Raw genomic sequence first — 18,847 nt, 5'->3', positions numbered from 1 at the left:
AATTTGATGAGAAAAGAGGCTGTAGCCTAAGCTACAACCTCAGTCTCCGGCAAGGACCGACTCGGCGATCGGTGCCCAATACGTCCCTTCCATCGCCGCGACTTCGGCGAGCGTCTCCCGGTAAACCGCATCCCCGGCCTTACGCTCGGCGATCCCTTTCATCCATAAGACGTCCGCCTTGTACCCGGAATCGGGATACGTTTCGACATAGGCGGCATAGTCGGCAATCTCCGCTTGATTCAGCTTATTGTCGACGAGTAGGCGATAAAATCCGACCGCCTGCTCTTGTCCGGCTTTCGGCTCCCCGACGAGCAGCGCGTCCGCTTCCTCGTAGCGCTTTTCCGAGACGAGCGACTCGACCTCTGTGAGCGGGATGACGGCCGGTGGTTCCGTAACAGGTTCCGGTGTTGCCTCTTCCGCCTGAAGCGCCTCGTTCTCTTGTTCGAGACGGGCCACTTCCTGTTCAAGTTCTTCGAGCCGCTCCGCGAGCGCTTCGTCTTCCGTGATCGTATCAACCGTCGGCTCGTTCACGGTCGGGACGGGTGCCGGTTCGTCGGGCCAGAGCGCCAAGGCGACAAGAGCGAGCACAATCGCAGCCGGCAACCCGAGCCATCTTTTCTCCCATTTAAAAGCATGCCGCCAGTCCGACAAGTCGGTATGGTTCATGACGGCCGGCGTGAACGAACGAAAGCGGCGCTTGGCCGCCTTCTTTCCGTTCGCTTTCACTTCGAGCGCGAGTCCGAGTCGATGGAACGCAGCCGGCACTTTCATCCCGAGAAGCGGTACAATCCGTTCGCTCGCCTCACTGAAATAACCGTGGTCGAGCAGCGTCGTGATGACACCGAATTCATTCGCCACAAGCCGAAACGTCGGGTCGTGCTCGCCTTTCCTGGCGAGCCATTCCGTCATGTCGAGGAGCGGCAGTGTCGCGAGTTCTCGGTCTGCGAGTGTCCGTGCGTCCATGCGTCAGCCTCGTTCCGGGTAGAGCGGGAACTTCGCCGTCAAACGACGTACTTCTTCATGTGCTGTCGCGAGCACCGCTTCATCTTCATGATTCGTCAATACTTGCCCAATCAACCGGGCGACTTCACGCATATCGTCTTCTTTGAAGCCACGCGTCGTCATCGCCGCTGTGCCGAGACGAATCCCGCTCGTGACGAACGGTGATGCCGGATCGAATGGGATCGTGTTTTTGTTCACCGTGATGCCGGCCGCGTCGAGCGCATGCTCGGCCGCTTTCCCGGTGATGTCGATGCCGCGGAGGTTGACGAGGAGAAGGTGGTTGTCCGTGCCGCCCGATACGATGCGGAGCCCCTCTTCTTCTAGCCCTTTCGCGAGCGCTTGTGCATTTTTGATGACTTGTGCTTGATAGTCTTTGAATTCAGGTTGGAGCGCTTCACCGAACGCTACCGCTTTCGCTGCGATGACGTGCATGAGCGGACCGCCTTGAATGCCTGGGAAAATCGACTTATCGATCGCCTTGGCGAACTCTTCTTTACAGAGGATCATCCCCCCGCGCGGACCACGGAGTGTCTTGTGCGTCGTCGTCGTGACGAAGTGCGCGTGCTCGACCGGGTTCGGATGAAGGCCGGCCGCGACGAGTCCAGCGATGTGGGCCATGTCGACCATGAGATACGCACCGACGCTGTCGGCGATCTCACGGAACTTGGCGAAATCAATCGTCCGCGGGTATGCCGAGGCACCAGCGACGATGAGTTTCGGTTGATGTTCTTTCGCGAGGGCTGCGACGACGTCATAGTCGATGTGTTCTGTCTCTTTGTCCACACCGTACTCGACGAAGTTGTATTGAACGCCTGAGAAGTTGACCGGACTTCCGTGCGTCAAATGACCGCCGTGCGACAAGTTCATCCCGAGCACCGTGTCGCCTGCTTCAAGGATCGTGAAGTAGACGGCCATGTTCGCCTGCGCGCCCGAGTGCGGCTGGACGTTCGCATGTTCGGCACCGAACAGCTGTTTCGCGCGGTCGCGGGCCATGTTTTCGGCCACGTCGACGAACTCACAACCACCGTAGTAACGGCGGCCCGGATATCCTTCCGCGTACTTGTTCGTCAATACGCCACCTTGCGCTTCCATGACTGCCTCTGAGACAAAGTTCTCCGAGGCAATGAGTTCGATGTTCTCCCGTTGGCGACCGAGCTCGTGTTGCATCGCTTCAAACAATTCCGCATCCTGCACTTTCAACTTCGTCGTGTTTACCATGTTGAAACCCCCTCTGTATGTCTAAAAATCAACACCCCCATCGTAACATAAGCTTCTTTTTTTGGGTATCGTCTAATCTAGTGGCAAGTCGGGTATCATATGAGAGAAGACGACTAGAGGAGGGTATTTATGATTGAGACAAAACAAATCACGATTACTCCGTTCGATCGCGAACGGACCGTTCGGATTTACACACCGGCCGACTACGAGATGTCGGACAAGCGCTATCCGGTGCTTTATATGCACGACGGACAGAACGTGTTCAGTGACGAGGATGCGAGTTATAAGATGAGCTGGCGTGCCGGTGCATACTTAGATGCCTCAAAGCGTGACTTGATTATCGTCGGAATCGACTCTGCCCCTGGCGAGATGCGGCTCGACGAATACGGACCGTGGGAGAACCCGTACATCGGCGAGAGCTTGCTCGGTCAAGACGTGACGCTCGGCGGTCAAGGCTCAGCGTATATCGAATATATCGCCCAAGAGTTGAAGCCGATGATCGATGCGAACTATCGGACGAAGCCGGACGAGACGGCGATGATGGGCAGCTCGATGGGGGGATTAATCTCGATTTATGCCGCTTGCGTCTATCCTGACGTCTTCAAGCGTGTCGCTTCGTTGTCCTCGGCGTTCTGGTTCAATCAGACGGAACTCGAGCAGTTGATTGAAGCGAGCGATTTGAAAGGCGTTGAACGGCTTTACATGGACGTCGGCCGTAAAGAAGTCGAACAGCCGACGGCGGACGGGCCGACGAACGAGATGTATCTCGAGTCGAGCGAACGTGTCTACGCCCTGCTCCGCGATAAGGTGGAGCATATCCGCTTCGAGGTCATCGAAGAAGGCGTACACAACGAAATCGCCTGGCGCGAGCGTTTCCCGATGGTCGTGTCGTACTTGTTTAGCGAGGACGTATAACGCAAACGAAGCCGGTCCATGACGGACCGGCTTCGTTTATTTGGCTGGATAGTGCGCCCGCGGGCCACCAATCAGTTTCGGACGGGTGATGGCGAACGTGACGTACGCCTCACCGATCTGTTTTGCCGACAAACGGACGGGAATCGCGACCGGCTTCAAATGCATACCGATCAACGTCGAGCCGATGTCGATGCCGGCGTCCGCTTGAATCGCTTCGACGACGCACGGCGCGTCCAAACGTTCATACGCCTTCTCGGCCATCGCGCCCCCGGCCGCCCGAATCGGGACGACGGTCACTTCCGTCAACCCGAACTGTTTTAACGTCCGACGTTCGACGGTGAGGGCACGGTTAATGTGCTCACACCCTTGGAAGGCGAGGTGGACGCCGGTTTTGTCCCGAAACGTTTGGAACGCCTCGATGAATTCCGAGGCGACATCCATCGACCCGGCCTTCCCGATCGTCTTACCGAGCACTTCACTCGTCGAACAACCGATGACGAGAATCTTTTCCTCATCTAACGGAAACCGATCGTGTAACTCCGTCAATAAGTTTAAAAGCTCCGTCTTCATCGTCGTCACTTCGATTCGTATGCGCTCATCTTGTCGACACGGTTCGAATGGCGTCCGCCCTCGAAACTTGTGTCGAGCCACGTCTCAACTAAATCTAAAGCAAGGCCTGGTCCGACGACCCGCTCACCGAGCGTCATAATGTTCGAGTCGTTATGTTGACGTGTCGCCTTCGCGCTGAACGAGTCATGGACGAGCGCGGCACGAATCCCTTTCACTTTATTGGCCGCAATGCCAATTCCAATCCCTGTGCCACAAATCAAGATCCCACGGTCGAACTCACCTGCCGCGACCGCTTCTGCGACCGGGATGGCGACGTCTGGATAGTCGATCGACTCGGCCGAGTGCGTCCCGAAGTCTTTATACTCGTGTCCCAATTCTTCGAGCAATCCGACGATGTCCTTTTTTAAGTTGAATCCGCCGTGATCGGCGCCGATTGCGATTTTCATTCGTTCATTCCCCCGTTTTTTTTGGTAAGCGTCTCGGTGGTTTCGTCACCTTCGACCCATCATTCGTCAATTTTAGCACAAGTCGATTGACGAGTGGTTCGAGTTCGTTTCGGACTTGGCGATAGACGTTCATCGACCCTCCGAATGGGTCGTTGATGTCTCGTTCGAGTCCGGTCACGAATTCGTAGAGCGTGTACGTACGGTCGGCGAGCTCCGGGTGCATGTCTCGAATTTGTTCACGGTGCGCGCGTGTCATCGTCAAGATGACATCGGCCCAACGGCCGAGCACATCGTCAAACGTCTGTGTCACATGGTCGAGTTCAATCCCACGTTCCCGCAACACTTGCAGGGCGTTCTCCGAGGCATCGAACCCTTGCATCGTCCGAAGTCCGGCCGAGCGGATATCAAATTCGTCACCTGTCACTTTCGAGCGAAGCAATGCCATCGCCATCGGGCTGCGGCATGTATTTCCGCTACATATGAATAATACGCGTTTCATCGACATCGCGTGATCCTCCTCTATGTCCTTAGGCCTCTTCGTGTGACCGAACGACTTTCCCGCCCGCCGCTTTATAGAGGCGGTTGTAGACGGCAAGCGCGACTCCCGTCGGCTCAATCCGGTTCACGTAAATCTCTTCCACATCGGTCTCATCAAATTTTCGTAACGCCTCATACAGCCGTTGTGCCGCCGTCTCCATCGAACGACCAAGCGAGAGTGTGACGTCGGCTGGGGTCGGCTCTTCATCGAACACGAGCGCGCCGACGCGTTTGCCGGCTTCCTTACGTGCCGTGACGATTTGGACGAGGTCGTCGCGTCCCCCGTCGACGAGATAAAGTGGTGCGCTCGGGGCGTAATGGGTGTACTTCATCCCCGGTGAGCGCGGTGCCGCGGTCTCGTCGTTCAAGTTGGCATCGAGGTTGACCGGACCGATTACGGCCTCAATCGCTTCTTTCGTCACGCCGCCGGGACGTAAAATCGTCGCCGGTTCTGTCGTGCAGTCGATTACAGTCGACTCGACACCGATGCCTGTCGGTCCCCCATCCATAATACCCGCGATACGACCGGATAAATCATCGGCCACGTGTTTCGCAGACGTCGGAGACGGCCGGCCAGACCGGTTCGCGCTCGGTGCCGCCAAGCCGAGGCCGGACGAGCGAATCAAATCGAGCGCGGCGTCATGGTCCGGCATCCGAAGCCCGATTGAATCGAGTCCCGCTGTCACGAGCGAAGACGCCCGACCGTTTGACGGTAAGATAATCGTTAAGGCACCGGGCCAAAACGCTTCCATCAAGCGCTTCGCGACCGGCGGGATGGTTTGCGCGAAATGTCCGGCCTGTTCGACTGACGCGACGTGAACGATGAGCGGGTTGTCTGCCGGTCTGCCTTTCGCCTCAAAAATCTTGCGAATCGCGACATCGTTTGTCGCATCTCCGGCGAGACCGTACACCGTCTCCGTCGGCATGGCGATCACCTCACCCGCCTTCAAGAGCTCTACCCCAATCTTCACTTCAGTCGGCTTGATCCATTTCGTTTCCATGCGCAATCCCTTCCCTCACGGCGTAGACGATTCGGTCTTTACCGTTTATATCTTTTAAAATACCCGTTTCTGCTTCAGGATAACGTTCGGACAGGTACGTTTTCACAACTTGTCCTTGGTTATACCCGATTTCAAACGCGATTAACTGCCAATCGGCACGCATGACCCGTTTCGAGTCCGCGATAATCGTTCGATAAAAGTCGAGCCCGTCCACCCCACCGAACAAAGCGAGGTGTGGCTCGAAGCCCGCGACGGTCTCGTCGAGCAGTTCGTCCGCCTCGATATAGGGCGGATTCGAGACGAGCACCCGAATCGACGCATCGGCGATCGGAGTGAGACAGTCCCCTTCATGGAAGACGACGTCAGCTCCGAGCGCTTCGGCGTTTCGCTTCGCCACATCGATGGCTTCCCGGGAAATATCGACCGTTTGGACGCGTTTTCCGAGCTCGAGGCTAAGCGTGATGGCAATCGCACCCGAGCCCGTCCCGACATCGACCGTCTCGTCATCTTCGACTGCCCCGATGTGTTCGACGACCCACTCGATTAACTCTTCAGTCTCCGGGCGCGGAATCAAGACGTCACGATTCACTTCAAACATCCGTCCGAAAAACGGTGCCTGCCCAATCAGATGCTGGACGGGTTCACCGGCGAGAAGGCGTGCCATACCGTCCGTAAAAGCTTTCGCCTCGACAGTTGAAAGTTCATCCGACAGCCGAATCAACAACCCCGTCCGGTCGACGTCAAGGACGTGCATCAGCCACCATTCCGCCATCGAGGCGTCGCGGCCGGCTTCAGCCAGTGTGCGCTCTGCTGTTTTCAATGCGGCGGCGATGCGCATCATTCCGCATCCTCCATCAAGCGAGCCTGTTCGTCCATGACGAGCGCGTCGATGATGTCGTCGAGTTCACCGGCGAGCACGCGATCGAGCTTTTGAAGCGTGAGCCCGATACGATGGTCGGTCACGCGGCTCTGCGGAAAATTGTATGTCCGGATCCGCTCTGAACGATCACCCGTCCCGACGGCCGACTTCCGCTGGGCCGATAACTCTTCCATGTGCTCGCTCTGCATCTTGTCGTAGAGGCGGGCCCGGAGCACTTTGAGCGCTTTGTCTTTATTTTTATGTTGCGACTTCTCATCTTGGCACGAGACGACGAGCCCCGACGGGATGTGCGTCAAGCGTACGGCCGACTGGGTCGTGTTGACCGACTGCCCGCCCGGTCCGGATGATGTGAACGTGTCCACACGGACATCTTTCATGTCGATTTGGACTTCGACGTCCTCGGCTTCCGGCAATACGGCGACGGTCGCCGTCGACGTATGAATCCGCCCGCCCGATTCGGTCGACGGCACACGCTGGACACGATGGGCCCCGTTCTCGAATTTCAGCTTCGAGTAGGCGCCGTTCCCGTTGATGAGGAACGTCACTTCTTTGAAACCGCCGAGCTCCGTATAGTTGGCGTCGATTAACTCGACTTTCCAATTTTGCCGTTCGGCGAAACGCGTATACATCTTATAAAGATCACCCGCGAACAGCGCCGCCTCGTCTCCTCCGGCAGCCCCGCGAATCTCAACGATGACGTTCTTGTCGTCGTTCGGGTCTTTCGGTAGGAGCAATACACGGAGCTTCGCCTCGAGCGCTTTCACTTCCGGCTCGAGGAGCGACATCTCTTCTTTGGCGAGCTCGCGCATGTCGCTATCGAGCGTACGGTCTTCGAGCATCTGTTTCGCTTCTTTATACGCCGCGCTCGTCTCTTTATAGTGACGGTACGCCTGCACCGTCTCTTCGAGCTGGGACTGCTCTTTCGAATATTGGCGTAACTTATTTGAGTCGCTGAGCACTTCTGGGTCAGCGAGCATCTCATTCAATTGCATGTAGCGTTCTTCTAATACACTTAAACGGTCAAACATGATGATCCGTCCTTTCTCCGTCAAATCGAACTGTTTTCATTATAGCAAAAAACGAACCGCCGAGGCGGTCCGCTTTGGTCATCAATCGGCCACCGTATGGCGGACCGGGCGTGGTTTGTTCGGGACGTCGTGACAATGACGGCACCGGGGTTCATAAGACTCGGCCGCACCGACCAAGATGACCGGGTCCTCATAGCGAGCCGGCTCTCCGTCAATCAAGCGTTGCGTCCGCGACGCCGGGGCGCCACAAGACAGACAGATGGCCTGGAGCTTCGTCACGAACTCGGCACGCGCGAGCAGTTCCGGCATCATCGTGAACGGTTCACCACGGAAGTCCATGTCGAGACCGGCGCAGATGACACGTTTGTCTTCTGACGCCAACTGCTCGATCACGTCGACGATGCCCTCGTCAAAGAACTGGACCTCATCGATGGCGATGACTTGTGTCTCTTCGCGCACCGCATCGTATAAGTCCTGGCTCGAGTGGACCGGGACGGCCACGACCGAGTTGCCGCTATGCGAGACGACGTTCTCTTCATGATACCGGTCGTCGATACCCGGTTTGAACACTTGTACCGGGATTTTGCCGTAATGGGCCCGGCGGACACGACGAATCAACTCCTCCGATTTCCCAGAAAACATACTCCCACAAATCACTTCGATCCAACCGTATCGGTTCGTCACATGCATCATTTTTCTTCGCCCTCTCCATCGATAATCGCTTCACGATTATACCCATCTTTTTCATCAAGAAAAAGGGTTGACTTCTCTATATGAAAAAATAAAAACCGCCAAGGGCAATCCCTAGGCGGTGTGCATACAAGTTGACGATTAACGTTGGTACTTCTTGTTGAAGCGCTCGATACGACCGTCCGCAGATGCGAATTTCTGGCGACCTGTGTAGAACGGGTGCGAGTCAGAAGATACATCGACACGGATGAGTGGGTATTCGTTACCATCTTCCATCGTGATTGTCTCGTTAGAGTAACGAGTCGAACCAGAGATGAATTTGAACTCAGTCGTCGAGTCCATGAATACGACTTTACGGTATTCTGGGTGGATTCCTTGTTTCATTGCTTTTCAACTCCTTCGGCCCTAAGTATTCTTTCAACCTAGAGAAAGTTCACTAGAATATAATAGCATCCGGTTCACCGTTTTACAAGTCAGTTTTTGTTTTTTTCACCGGGCGACGACTCTTTTTCTTATCGGCTTCGAGCGCCGCGAAAAAGTCGACGTTCGTCTTCGTCTCACGGACACGGCGTAAGAACTGTTCGAGGAAGTCAGGCGACTCGTTCATCGTGCGGCGAATCGTCCAAAGCATGTCGAGCTCGTCCTTGCCGAGTAAGAGCTCTTCTTTCCGCGTTCCCGAGCGACGGATATCAATCGCCGGGAAGATGCGGCGTTCTGAGAGTTTCCGGTCGAGGTGGAGCTCCATGTTGCCGGTTCCTTTGAATTCTTCATAGATGACGTCATCCATACGCGATCCCGTATCAACGAGCGCCGTTCCGAGAATCGTCAAGCTGCCCCCGTCCTCGATGTTACGCGCCGCGCCAAAGAACTTCTTCGGTTTATGGAACGCCGCCGGGTCAATCCCCCCAGAGAGCGTGCGACCGCTCGGCGGTACCGACAAATTGTACGCACGCGTCAGACGCGTAATCGAGTCGAGCAAGATGACGACGTCTTTCTTATGTTCGACGAGGCGCATCGCACGTTCGAGAACGAGTTCCGAGATACGGGCATGGTTCTCCGGTGTCTCGTCGAACGTCGAGTAAGCGACGTCCGCCCCGGGCACCGATCGTTGGATATCCGTCACTTCTTCCGGCCGTTCGTCAATCAACAGGATAATCAGTTCGACGTCCGGATGGTTCGTCGTAATCGAGTTGGCGATCTCTTTCAATAACGACGTCTTCCCGGCTTTTGGCGGGGCGACGATTAAACCACGCTGTCCGAAACCGACCGGCGCGATCATATCCATGACGCGGACCGACAGATGGTTCGGCTCCGTCTCAAGCACCATCTGCTTCTCAGGATAAATCGGGGTCAGAGCCGGGAAGTAGTCGCGGTTCCGTGTCGACTCCGTCGTCTCCCCGTTGACAGCCTCGACGCTGAGGAGCCCCTGGAAACGCTCGTTCTCTTTCGGCTTGCGGACTTTCCCCGTGACGAGGTCGCCGTTGCGGAGGTTGAAGCGACGGATTTGTGAAGCGGCGATGTAGATATCTTCAGAAGATTGAGAGTAGTTGATCGGGCGGAGGAACCCGAAGCCTCCGTCATTTTGTGACTGCGGGTTCGGCGGGATAATCTCAAGGATGCCTTCGAGGAAGTAGAGGTCCTTCGATTCGGCCTGCGACTTCAAGATGCGGAACATGAGCTCACGCTTGCGTGCCTCGCGATATTGGGGCACGTTCACTTCTTTCGCGATTTCATATAATTCTTTTAACGTCTTCGTCTCAAGTTCACGAAGCGTATAATTTTTAGCTGGTTCGGTCTGTTGACTCATGCAAGTCACCTGTCTTTCATATTTCTATATTTGAAAAATATTTGTAAAGTTCTCATTCATCTAATCACAATTTTTCATTGACGTCACTTGTTAAAAGTGGCGTTATGACAGTCTATTCCCCTGATGTTCAAAAGAAAACGGACATTTTTGTTTCTATGTAACAAATAAGTCTTTATTGCCGCATATTGTTTCAAATATATTACAAGAAAACTGTTTTTTGTCTTGCGATTGAAAAATGCTATCGGTCTCGCGCATGATATAGTTTATTTGCACAGGAAACCGGGTAATACTCGCAACTTGTGCTCTACTATCGTCATTACACATCGACCATATACAATCACAGGGTTTTATTTTAGAAAACGGAGGGAATTACATTATGTTAAAGCGTTTCGCATCTATCATCGTCGCTGCCACTCTCGCGTTCTCGGGTCTCGCCTTCACAACGAGCGAACAAGCCGAAGCTTCTACTGGAACATTCGCTTATTCGAAAGTGAACGGTTTGAACATCCGTACATCGGCGTCACTCAACTCATCAGTCGTAGCTAAGATGGATAAAGGCCAACGTTATACATACCTTGGTAAAGTCGGATCTTTCTACAAGATCAACTACAAAGGGACGCACCGTTACATCTCAGCTTCATCAACGTACACGTACTTGCAAGCCGCTACCGCTTCGACGGTAACGACGGCGTCAACGTCAACAGCTTCAAGCGCACGTTCGAAACTCGTTGCTGAGTCGAAAAAGTACCTCGGCGTACCGTACCGCTTCGGTGGCACGACGACAGCTGGATTTGACTGCTCAGGTTACACGGGCCATGTCTACAAGAAAGCAATCAACAAGACAATCCCACGTGACTCACGCTCACAATACGCTAACTCGAAAAAAGTTTCGAAGTCAGCGATTCAAGCTGGGGACCTCGTGTTCTTCTCACACAACGGAAGCACGATTCAACACGTCGGAATGGCACTCAGCAAAACACAAATGATCAACTCTGAAACAGGCGGCGTTAAATACGCGAGCTTCACATCAGGTTACTGGGCACCACGTTATGTCGGTGCTGGATCGTACCTCTAATCAAACGACTTCAACGACTCGGTTCATCGGAACCGAGTCGTTTTTTTGTGTCCACATTTTGAAGCAGCGTCTCTCTACTCGTCAGCACGGAAAATGTGCCGTCCGTCTCTAAGACGACCGCTTCCACCTGGTTGAATTCAGTACCACTTGATCGAATGGCTTGCAGTACCTCGACCTCAAGGACACGTTCTTTCTGCATTTGTGTCCGCATGTAACTCCCTTGATACATCAGAAGTGTCGGTGTCGATTTAATCATCTGATTAACCCGTTCCGACCGTTGCGCAAGCTTTGCTACCACATACTGCAAAAGAACAAGTGTCGCGAAGGCAGTTAATCCATTTAATAATGGAGTCTGTTGACTTGTAAGGGTTGTCGCTAAAATAGAGCCAAGCGCGACAGTCACAATGAAGTCAAATGCGTTCATTTTAGCTAGTGTGCGTTTGCCCGAGATTCGTAAGATAAAGATAATTGACACGTATGCGCCAACTCCAGTCAACATTATTCGCGTCATTGCATTGAGTTGCTCCATTTTATTCCCTCCTCTCTAATCCATGTTCCACTTCAATCATTCAGGAAACATTTGTTCATGTTCTGTTCATAAACATATTTCATACTGGACAAAATGATTGTAGAAGGAAGTGATAGATATGTTAGAGAAAAAATGGGGGTTACGCCTCATTCGTCTAGCCGCCCTCTTTGGCGTTATCGGGACAGCCATCGGATCCCATATGTCAGGGGCGGGCAGTTACGCTTTTCGTCCCATCCATGCGCACATCTTACTCGCCGGTTGGTTATCCGTGTTTGCTTGGGGCGTGTTCTATCGCCTGTATCGCATCAAGCGCCCTTTGCTCGTCAGTATCCACGGTTGGACAGCCGTCATCGGCCCAATCGGATTAACGAGCGGGATGTGGCTGTATACAATGAATCCGTTCGGGTGGAGCGAGACGTTCACGATGGTCTATTTCATCATCGGGGGAACGTTCTCACTCATCAGTTTCATCTTGTTTTTAGTCGTGACATTCATGATCGATGACGAGCAGGCGTAAGCCAGCTCGTCATTTTTGTTTCAGCGCACCCCGAGCGTTCGTCGCCGCGAAGACGATCATGATGACGCTCATCGTCCCCGCGACGGCGAGTCCGGCCGACAACGCCCCCCAGTCGATCGTCGGCTGGGTCAAGACGGCGCGCATCCCTTCGAAAATGTATGTCGTCGGATTGAATGTCGCGGCCACTTTGAGCCACTCCGCTTCAATCAGTTCTTTCGGTACAAACGTCGTCGACAAGAAGATGAGCGGGAAAAAGAGGAGCGTCCCCGCCTGCGCGGCTTGCGCGTTCCTTGTTTTCAAGGCGACACCGACCGAATAGCCGGCGAACCCGAGACCGAACGCGATGGCGAGCAACACCGTGAACAAGAAGCCAGGCAGACCGACCGGAATGTTCAAGCCGAGTAAGAATGCCACCGCAAAGATAAGAAGCGTCTGGACGAGCAGTTGTAACATTCCGGCGATCATCGGGCCAAGCACGATGGCCGTCCGTGTCGCCGGCGTCAAGAGGAGCCTTGCGAAATACCCGCTCTCGATATCGCGGACGAGCGCCTGACCGGTCCCACCAGCACCGCCGACCGCACCTGAGACGATGGAGACAGGTAGAATGAAGTTCAAATAGGCGCTCCCTTCGAACTGCGGCAACGAGGCGACACTCGACAATCCGCTCGTGTACACTAGTAGGAAGAAGACCGAGATAATCAAGTTCGGGATAAATGAAAATGGATTGCGAATCGTCGTCAATAAACTCCGCTTCGTGAACAGCCACGTCTCAGTCCACATTCGGCACCCCTCCTTCATACGATTCCCCTGTCACTTTCAAGAACACGTCGTCGAGCGACGGTTGTTTGACGGTCAACCGTTCGGGCTGGAGCATACGTTCATCGAGCCGCCGCACGACATCCGTCAACGTGAGCGCCTCGAGCTCGAACGAGACATGTAGACCAGACGCCGTCTTCTCGAAGGCAGACGCCGCTTCTGATGCTTCGTGCTCGGTATGGAACGTCATCGCGATCGTCTCTCCGCCGACGAGCCGTTTCAACTCTTCCGCCGTCCCGGCACTGACGATTTTCCCGTGGTTGATGATGGCGATGCGGTCGGCGAGCTCATCGGCCTCTTCTAGGTACTGGGTCGTCAAAAAGATGGTCGTCCCGAACTGTTCGTTCAACCGTCTCACCTCGTTCCAAATCTCGATTCGGCTCGCCGGGTCGAGCCCGGTCGTCGGTTCGTCCAAAAATAAGACTGTCGGGCGATGAACGAGCGTGAGCGCCAAATCGAGGCGGCGCCGCATCCCGCCTGAATACGTCCCGCTGCGCCGGTCGGCCGCATCCGTCAACGAGACGACACGGAGCAACTCCTCGGCCCGCGCCTCCGCTTCTTGTTTCGTCATCTTGAAGAGACGACCTTGCAGAACGAGCAGTTCGCGACCGGTCAAGTCTTTGTCGATGCCCGTCTCTTGGAGCGCCACCCCGATGGACAGCCGCACGTCCTTCTCTTGTTTGACGACGTCAAAGCCGTTCACGCGTGCCGTACCCGATGTCGGCCGGACGAGCGTCGTCAACATTTGCACCGTCGTCGATTTGCCGGCCCCGTTCGGACCGAGAAAGGCGAACACTTCCCCTTCCGCCACCGAGAACGAGACGCCGTCGACGGCCGGGACGTCATCGTACGACTTGACGAGCGATTCCACTTCAATCATGCCTCCCGCCTCCTGCTTGTTTATTCCCGTTCTTTTCATATTTAACTATGTGACGACACATCAAAAAAAGCTGCAGACATTGTCTGCAGCTCGAGAGAATCAAGGTTTCATGACCATCTTCGGTTTTTTCTTCAACGAATGGATGCCTTCGACAAAACGGACCGTCCCGGACTTGGCCCGCATGACGACCGAGTGCGTCTGTCCGCCTTGTCCCGTGAATTGGACACCCCGGAGCAACTCGCCGTCCGTGACCCCGGTCGCGGCAAAGATGCAATCCTCGCCTTTGACGAGGTCATCGAGGAGCAGGATGCGTCCCGTGTCGGCGATGCCCATGTCTTGGCAACGCTTCTCTTGCGCCTCATCCTCTGGGAGCAGACGGCCTTGGAAGTCCCCCCCGAGACACTTCATGGCGACGGCGGCGATGACGCCTTCAGGTGCCCCGCCAGATCCGAGCAACAAGTCGACGCCCGTTTTCGGGAACGCCGTGTTGATGGCCGCCGCGACGTCACCGTCCGGGATGAGCTTGATTCGGGCACCCGTCGCGCGAACGCGTTGAATGATTTCCTCATGACGTTCCCGGTGTAGAATCGTGACGACGACGTCCTCGACGTTCTTGCCTTTCGCCTTGGCGACGATTTCGATATTCTCTTCAATCGTGTTGTCGAGGCTGATGAGTCCGGCCGCTTCCGGCCCGACGGCAATCTTGTCCATATACATGTCTGGCGCGTGGAGCAGATCGCCCGCGTCCGCGACGGCGAGGACGGCGAGGGCGCCCCATGTCCCCGTCGCGACGATGCTCGTCCCTTCGAGCGGGTCGACGGCGACGTCGAGGCGAGAGCCATAGCCGTTCCCGACTTTCTCCCCGATGTAGAGCATCGGTGCCTCGTCCATCTCACCTTCGCCGATGACGACAATCCCTTTCATCGGAATCGTGTCGAAGACGTCACGCATCGCGGTCGTCGCGGCGTCGTCCGCCTCCACTTTCAAGCCTTTCCCCATCCAACGGGCCGAAGCGAGCGCTGCCGCTTCCGTGACCCGGACCAATTCCATTGATAAACTACGTTCCACCCGAATTCTCCCCTTTGTTACTCGGCCTCATCTACCCAGACGAGTGCGCCGAGTCGTTTTAGTTTGCCGACAAAGTCGACGTATGAGTCGTGCAGTCGTTCCGCATGAATCAATGTCGATTCACCGCTCGCTTGAAGCCCCGACAAGACGAGGGCTGCACCGCTCCGTGCGTCGGCACATTCCATCTCGGCGTTCGCGAGCGGGTTACCGCCACGGATGACGGCAGAAGCGTCCTCGAGCGTGATTTGGGCGTTCATGCGCCGCATTTCCGCGATATGACGGAAGCGTTGGGCATAGAGCTTGTCCGTGACGATGCTCGTCCCGTCCGCTTTCAAGAGTGCGGCCGACATGACCGGTTGGAGGTCGGTCGGATAACCCGAGTAATGGAAGACGCGGATGTCGGTCGGCAGAAACGCCTTGGCCCGCACCGTGATCGCCTCTTCCCCGACTTCGACCTCAGCCCCGTAATCACGCAACTTCTGGATGACGCCTTCAAGGTGGTGCGGGATAACGTTTTGTACGGTCACGTCCCCGGACACCGCCCCATAAATCATGAACGTCCCGGCTTCAAGACGGTCCGGGATGAGCGTATGCGTGCAACCGTGCAAGCGCTCGACCCCTTTGATGCGAATCTCGTCCGTCCCGGCGCCGACGACATGCGCCCCCATCGAGGTGAGCATCGTGGCGACGTCGACGACTTCCGGATCGATCGCGGCGTTCTCGATGACCGTCGTCCCTTCGGCGAGGACCGCGGCGAGCATCGCGCTCACCGTCGCCCCGAACGAACGAAGGTCGAGGTAAATCCGGTCGCCGACCAACTTGTCGACTGTGACGTGATAGAGACCAGACTCGTTCTCGACGTGAATGCCGAGCCGTTCTAACGCTTTTAAATGTAAATCGATCGGTCGTGGACCAATCGCATATCCTCCTGGCAACCCGACGGCCCCTTTTTTGAAACGGGCCGCGAATACCCCGAGCAAATAGACAGCAGCCCGAACTTTCCGCGTTTCGGAGCCGAGGAGCGGCATCGGGAACGCGTCTTTCGCGTGGAGCGTCATCCGCTCCCCGTCCCGCTCGACGGTGACACCGAGCTCTTGTAACAAGTTCAGCATCACTTCGACGTCCTCGATGACCGGCACGTTCTCAATCGTGACCGGCTCCTCCGTGAGGAGCGCGGCGACGAGACACGGCAGGGCGCTTTGTTTGGCACCGCTGATGTCGACGCTGCCTTCTAGTTTTTGCTGTCCAACGATATGGAGAATTTCCACGATGATCAAAACCTTTCTGCGACGAGCTTATTTGGATTGAGCGTTGTTCCAATCCGCGAGGAACTGCTCGATACCTTTGTCAGTGAGCGGATGTTTCATCATCTGTTCGATGACTTTGTACGGTACGGTGGCGATGTCGGCACCGAGTAGCGCCGCCTTCGTCACATGGACCGGATGGCGAACCGATGCGGCGATGATTTCCGTCTCGATGCCATGGATGGCAAAGATGTCGGCAATCGTCTCGACGAGGTCGAGCCCATCTTGTCCGATATCGTCAAGGCGTCCGATGAACGGCGATACATAGGACGCGCCCGCCCGAGCCGCGAGTAGCGCTTGGTTGGCGTTGAAGATGAGCGTCACGTTCGTCTTGATACCCAGTTTCGCAAACTCATGGACCGCTTCCATCCCGTCTGGTGTCATAGGCACCTTGACTGTAATATTCGGCGCGATGGCCGCAAGTTCCTTTCCTTCTTCCACCATACCCGCTGCATCGAGTGCAATAACTTCCGCACTGACCGAGAGATCCCCGACGATCTCACAAATTTCACGAAGTCGTGTATGGAAGTCGACGCCTTCTTTCGCGACGAGCGATGGATTGGTCGTCACGCCCCCGATGACGCCCATCCGATGGGCTTTCTTGATGTCTTCCACATTTGCCGTGTCAATGAAAAACTGCATGTGTATTCCTCCTCGAAATGTGATCGCTTACACTCCTTATTATGAGGAAACCGACTCCGAATTGCCACACCATTTACGAGAATGCCGCGATTCCAATCATCGACGCCGCGAGCAACACGATGCCGAGGACGGTCCCAATCGCTGTCCACTTCATAATTTTTGCCTGCTTCACGTAATGCGCCTCGTGCGGGCCTTCACGTTGCCGTTCTATCCCATACGCCTCAATCCAGGCCGTCGCGGCCGTCGACTCGTCCGCTGGAATGTCCCCCGTGTAGAAGAACGGAATCAATTCATCCGGTTGTTGAAACAACAGAAAACGCTCTTCCCGTGTCGCGATGTTCGCCCCGATCCAATAGAGCCACTTCGGCGTGTAATAGAGCGGTGTGCCCTGGTCATGGAAATAAGCAATCCATCGTTCGAATTGATCGAGGTCACGTGGGTCGAACAAGATTTCGACGGATTCGTCCGCCGTCATGATGGCGAGCATCGGACAAAAGTCAATCGTCGGCCGCCCGATTGGTACGGTCGGGGACGGTTGCGTCTTTCGGACGATGGCTGGAAAGAAGACGACCTGCTCAATCGCTTCGAGCCGCACCGACTGTTCGACTGACTCCCCTGGCTCGACGCGCCACGTCACCCCGTTCAAATGGGTCGCCGTCATTTCATAGCGCGAGCGATGTCGTTCCTTCCAAAACAGTTGCCGGAACAAATTGACGAACCAATATACTCCGAATCCCCCTAGTGCGACGATGGACAAGAGCGGAATCATGTAGGGTGCCGGGTTCAACCAAATAAAGATGAGCGGTGCAATCGTGATCATGCAGGCGAGGCCGGTGAGCATGAAGGCCGCCAACACATAAAAGATTCGCCAAAACAGTTCGGTCTGCGGTTCTGTATATTTCATCAAATCCCTCCTTGGTTGTTTTACGAACAAAAAGGAGAGAAGTTTCAACAAAAAAGTCGACCCTCCGAGGAGGGTCGACTTGTATAAACAGGATTACGCTTTGTTGCTTGAACCGAACTCACGCATCTTGCCAGTAACGACGTTGTAGATCGCTTCGATACCAGGTCCGATGATTTTACGTGGGTCATATACTTTCGAGTCAGCAGCGATTTTCTCACGTACCGCACGCGTCCACTCTTGTTGGCACTCTGTGTTGACGTTGATTTTGCTGTGGCCGAGCTCGATTGCTTTTTTGATTTGGTGCTCAGGAATCCCTGATCCGCCGTGGAGAACGAGTGGAGTTTTCGTCGCTTCTGCGATTTCTTCCATCTCTTTGAAGCCGAGTTTTGGCTCGCCTTGGTATTCGCCGTGTACTGAACCGAGTGCTGCTGCAAGTGCATCAACTTTCGCTTCTGTTACGACACGAACACACTCGTCGAGGTCAGCGTATTGTACGCCACCGACAACGCCGTCTTCTTCGCCGCCGACTGTGCCGACTTCCGCTTCAACTGAAGCGCCTTTAGCGTGTGCATATTCAACGACTTGTTTCGTCATTTCGATGTTCTCTTCGATCGGATGGTGTGAACCGTCGATCATGACTGATGTGAAACCAGCGTCGATCGCTGCTTTACACTTATCGAAAGAAGAACCGTGGTCGAGGTGGATTGCAACTGGAACAGTGATGTTGTAGTCGTGCATGAGACCTTCAACCATCTTGACAACTGTTGTGAAGCCACCCATGTACTTCGCCGCACCTTCAGATACACCGAGGATAACTGGTGATTTCTCGTCTTCCGCAGCGCGAAGAATCGCTTGCGTCCACTCGAGGTTGTTGATGTTGAATTGGCCTACTGCATACTTGCCTTCGAATGCTTTGTTAAGCATTTCTGTCATTGATACTAATGGCATAATGACATCCTCCTGTCTGTTCGCTATTGTGCACTTTGGGAAAAATGCCCCCGTGCAATTCGTTCCCATT

General features: G+C 55.0%; 22 protein-coding genes. 3 read left to right on the top strand and 19 right to left on the bottom strand.

What is annotated here, in order from left to right; all coding sequences use genetic code 11:
- Nucleotides 1-39: 39 nt before the first annotated feature.
- Together KB235_RS03900 and glyA are read right to left on the bottom strand one after the other, a co-directional pair.
- Nucleotides 40-963 (bottom strand): bZIP transcription factor, encoded by a 924-nt coding sequence (locus KB235_RS03900; protein ID WP_211780451.1) that lies wholly within the window; start codon nt 961-963, stop codon nt 40-42.
- 3 nt (nt 964-966) lie between these two features.
- Nucleotides 967-2,220 (bottom strand): serine hydroxymethyltransferase, encoded by a 1,254-nt coding sequence (glyA, locus tag KB235_RS03895; protein ID WP_211780450.1) that lies wholly within the window; start codon nt 2,218-2,220, stop codon nt 967-969.
- 129 nt (nt 2,221-2,349) lie between these two features.
- Here glyA and KB235_RS03890 point away from each other — a divergent pair, with 129 nt between their 5' ends.
- Nucleotides 2,350-3,135 (top strand): alpha/beta hydrolase, encoded by a 786-nt coding sequence (locus KB235_RS03890; RefSeq protein ID WP_211780449.1) that lies wholly within the window; start codon nt 2,350-2,352, stop codon nt 3,133-3,135.
- A 36-nt stretch (nt 3,136-3,171) separates the two neighbouring features.
- Here KB235_RS03890 and KB235_RS03885 read toward each other — a convergent pair whose 3' ends face one another.
- The 9 genes from KB235_RS03885 to rho form a co-directional block, all read right to left on the bottom strand.
- The gene (locus tag KB235_RS03885) at nt 3,172-3,705 is read right to left on the bottom strand and encodes a TIGR01440 family protein (RefSeq protein ID WP_211780448.1); all 534 of its coding nucleotides are present in this window, start codon (nt 3,703-3,705) and stop codon (nt 3,172-3,174) included.
- 5 nt (nt 3,706-3,710) lie between these two features.
- Nucleotides 3,711-4,151, bottom strand: a complete 441-nt coding sequence (rpiB, locus tag KB235_RS03880) for a ribose 5-phosphate isomerase B (protein WP_034807422.1) — start codon at nt 4,149-4,151, stop codon at nt 3,711-3,713.
- A gap of 4 nt (nt 4,152-4,155) precedes the next feature.
- The gene (locus tag KB235_RS03875; RefSeq protein ID WP_245175440.1) at nt 4,156-4,650 is read right to left on the bottom strand and encodes a low molecular weight protein arginine phosphatase; all 495 of its coding nucleotides are present in this window, start codon (nt 4,648-4,650) and stop codon (nt 4,156-4,158) included.
- Between the two features lie 28 nt (nt 4,651-4,678).
- Complete coding sequence (locus KB235_RS03870; RefSeq protein WP_211780447.1) at nt 4,679-5,689, bottom strand: L-threonylcarbamoyladenylate synthase; 1,011 nt, start codon at nt 5,687-5,689, stop codon at nt 4,679-4,681.
- Nucleotides 5,661-6,527 carry a peptide chain release factor N(5)-glutamine methyltransferase gene (prmC, locus tag KB235_RS03865; protein ID WP_211780900.1) on the bottom strand — a complete coding sequence of 289 codons (867 nt, stop codon included), beginning with the start codon at nt 6,525-6,527 and terminating at the stop codon, nt 5,661-5,663. Before prmC ends, KB235_RS03870 begins: the two co-directional genes overlap by 29 nt.
- Nucleotides 6,527-7,597 (bottom strand): peptide chain release factor 1, encoded by a 1,071-nt coding sequence (gene prfA, locus KB235_RS03860; protein WP_211780446.1) that lies wholly within the window; start codon nt 7,595-7,597, stop codon nt 6,527-6,529. Before prfA ends, prmC begins: the two co-directional genes overlap by 1 nt.
- A gap of 81 nt (nt 7,598-7,678) precedes the next feature.
- Nucleotides 7,679-8,290, bottom strand: coding sequence for a thymidine kinase (locus KB235_RS03855; protein WP_034807391.1), 612 nt, complete (start codon nt 8,288-8,290; stop codon nt 7,679-7,681).
- A 138-nt stretch (nt 8,291-8,428) separates the two neighbouring features.
- Nucleotides 8,429-8,671 carry a type B 50S ribosomal protein L31 gene (locus tag KB235_RS03850; protein WP_021066109.1) on the bottom strand — a complete coding sequence of 81 codons (243 nt, stop codon included), beginning with the start codon at nt 8,669-8,671 and terminating at the stop codon, nt 8,429-8,431.
- Nucleotides 8,672-8,753: 82 nt separating this feature from the next.
- Entirely contained in the window at nt 8,754-10,094 is a 1,341-nt protein-coding gene (gene rho / locus KB235_RS03845; protein WP_211780445.1) for a transcription termination factor Rho, read from the bottom strand.
- Nucleotides 10,095-10,470: 376 nt separating this feature from the next.
- Between rho and KB235_RS03840 the strand changes: the two genes are divergently transcribed.
- Nucleotides 10,471-11,169, top strand: a complete 699-nt coding sequence (locus tag KB235_RS03840) for a C40 family peptidase (RefSeq protein WP_034814486.1) — start codon at nt 10,471-10,473, stop codon at nt 11,167-11,169.
- A gap of 10 nt (nt 11,170-11,179) precedes the next feature.
- Here the strand turns inward: KB235_RS03840 and KB235_RS03835 are convergent, their stop codons facing one another.
- The gene (locus tag KB235_RS03835) at nt 11,180-11,698 is read right to left on the bottom strand and encodes a DUF421 domain-containing protein (protein WP_211780444.1); all 519 of its coding nucleotides are present in this window, start codon (nt 11,696-11,698) and stop codon (nt 11,180-11,182) included.
- 118 nt (nt 11,699-11,816) lie between these two features.
- Here KB235_RS03835 and KB235_RS03830 point away from each other — a divergent pair, with 118 nt between their 5' ends.
- Entirely contained in the window at nt 11,817-12,215 is a 399-nt protein-coding gene (locus tag KB235_RS03830) for a hypothetical protein (protein ID WP_211780443.1), read from the top strand.
- Nucleotides 12,216-12,224: 9 nt separating this feature from the next.
- On the opposite strand, the gene KB235_RS03825 is transcribed toward KB235_RS03830, so the two are convergent.
- From KB235_RS03825 to fba, 7 genes are all read right to left on the bottom strand, one after another.
- Complete coding sequence (locus KB235_RS03825; RefSeq protein ID WP_211780442.1) at nt 12,225-12,995, bottom strand: ABC transporter permease; 771 nt, start codon at nt 12,993-12,995, stop codon at nt 12,225-12,227.
- Entirely contained in the window at nt 12,985-13,911 is a 927-nt protein-coding gene (locus tag KB235_RS03820; protein ID WP_211780441.1) for an ATP-binding cassette domain-containing protein, read from the bottom strand. The genes KB235_RS03825 and KB235_RS03820 overlap by 11 nt, the downstream gene beginning before the upstream one ends.
- A 99-nt stretch (nt 13,912-14,010) precedes the next feature.
- On the bottom strand, nt 14,011-14,979 hold the full coding sequence (glpX, locus tag KB235_RS03815) for a class II fructose-bisphosphatase (RefSeq protein WP_034807569.1): 969 nt from the start codon (nt 14,977-14,979) through the stop codon (nt 14,011-14,013).
- A gap of 17 nt (nt 14,980-14,996) precedes the next feature.
- Nucleotides 14,997-16,247: a UDP-N-acetylglucosamine 1-carboxyvinyltransferase gene (murA, locus tag KB235_RS03810; RefSeq protein WP_034814610.1), complete on the bottom strand. Its 1,251-nt coding sequence runs from the start codon at nt 16,245-16,247 to the stop codon at nt 14,997-14,999.
- A 27-nt stretch (nt 16,248-16,274) separates the two neighbouring features.
- Nucleotides 16,275-16,925 carry a fructose-6-phosphate aldolase gene (fsa, locus tag KB235_RS03805; RefSeq protein ID WP_034807572.1) on the bottom strand — a complete coding sequence of 217 codons (651 nt, stop codon included), beginning with the start codon at nt 16,923-16,925 and terminating at the stop codon, nt 16,275-16,277.
- 73 nt (nt 16,926-16,998) lie between these two features.
- Nucleotides 16,999-17,829, bottom strand: coding sequence for a hypothetical protein (locus KB235_RS03800; RefSeq protein WP_211780440.1), 831 nt, complete (start codon nt 17,827-17,829; stop codon nt 16,999-17,001).
- A gap of 93 nt (nt 17,830-17,922) precedes the next feature.
- Nucleotides 17,923-18,777, bottom strand: coding sequence for a class II fructose-1,6-bisphosphate aldolase (gene fba, locus KB235_RS03795; RefSeq protein WP_211780439.1), 855 nt, complete (start codon nt 18,775-18,777; stop codon nt 17,923-17,925).
- Between the last annotated feature and the right edge of the window lie 70 nt (nt 18,778-18,847).

It is taken from the genome of Exiguobacterium alkaliphilum, from assembly GCF_018138125.1.
GTDB lineage: Bacteria > Bacillota > Bacilli > Exiguobacteriales > Exiguobacteriaceae > Exiguobacterium > Exiguobacterium alkaliphilum.
Note: the sequence above shows the minus strand (reverse complement) of the source record. Positions and strands in the feature narration are given on the sequence as shown.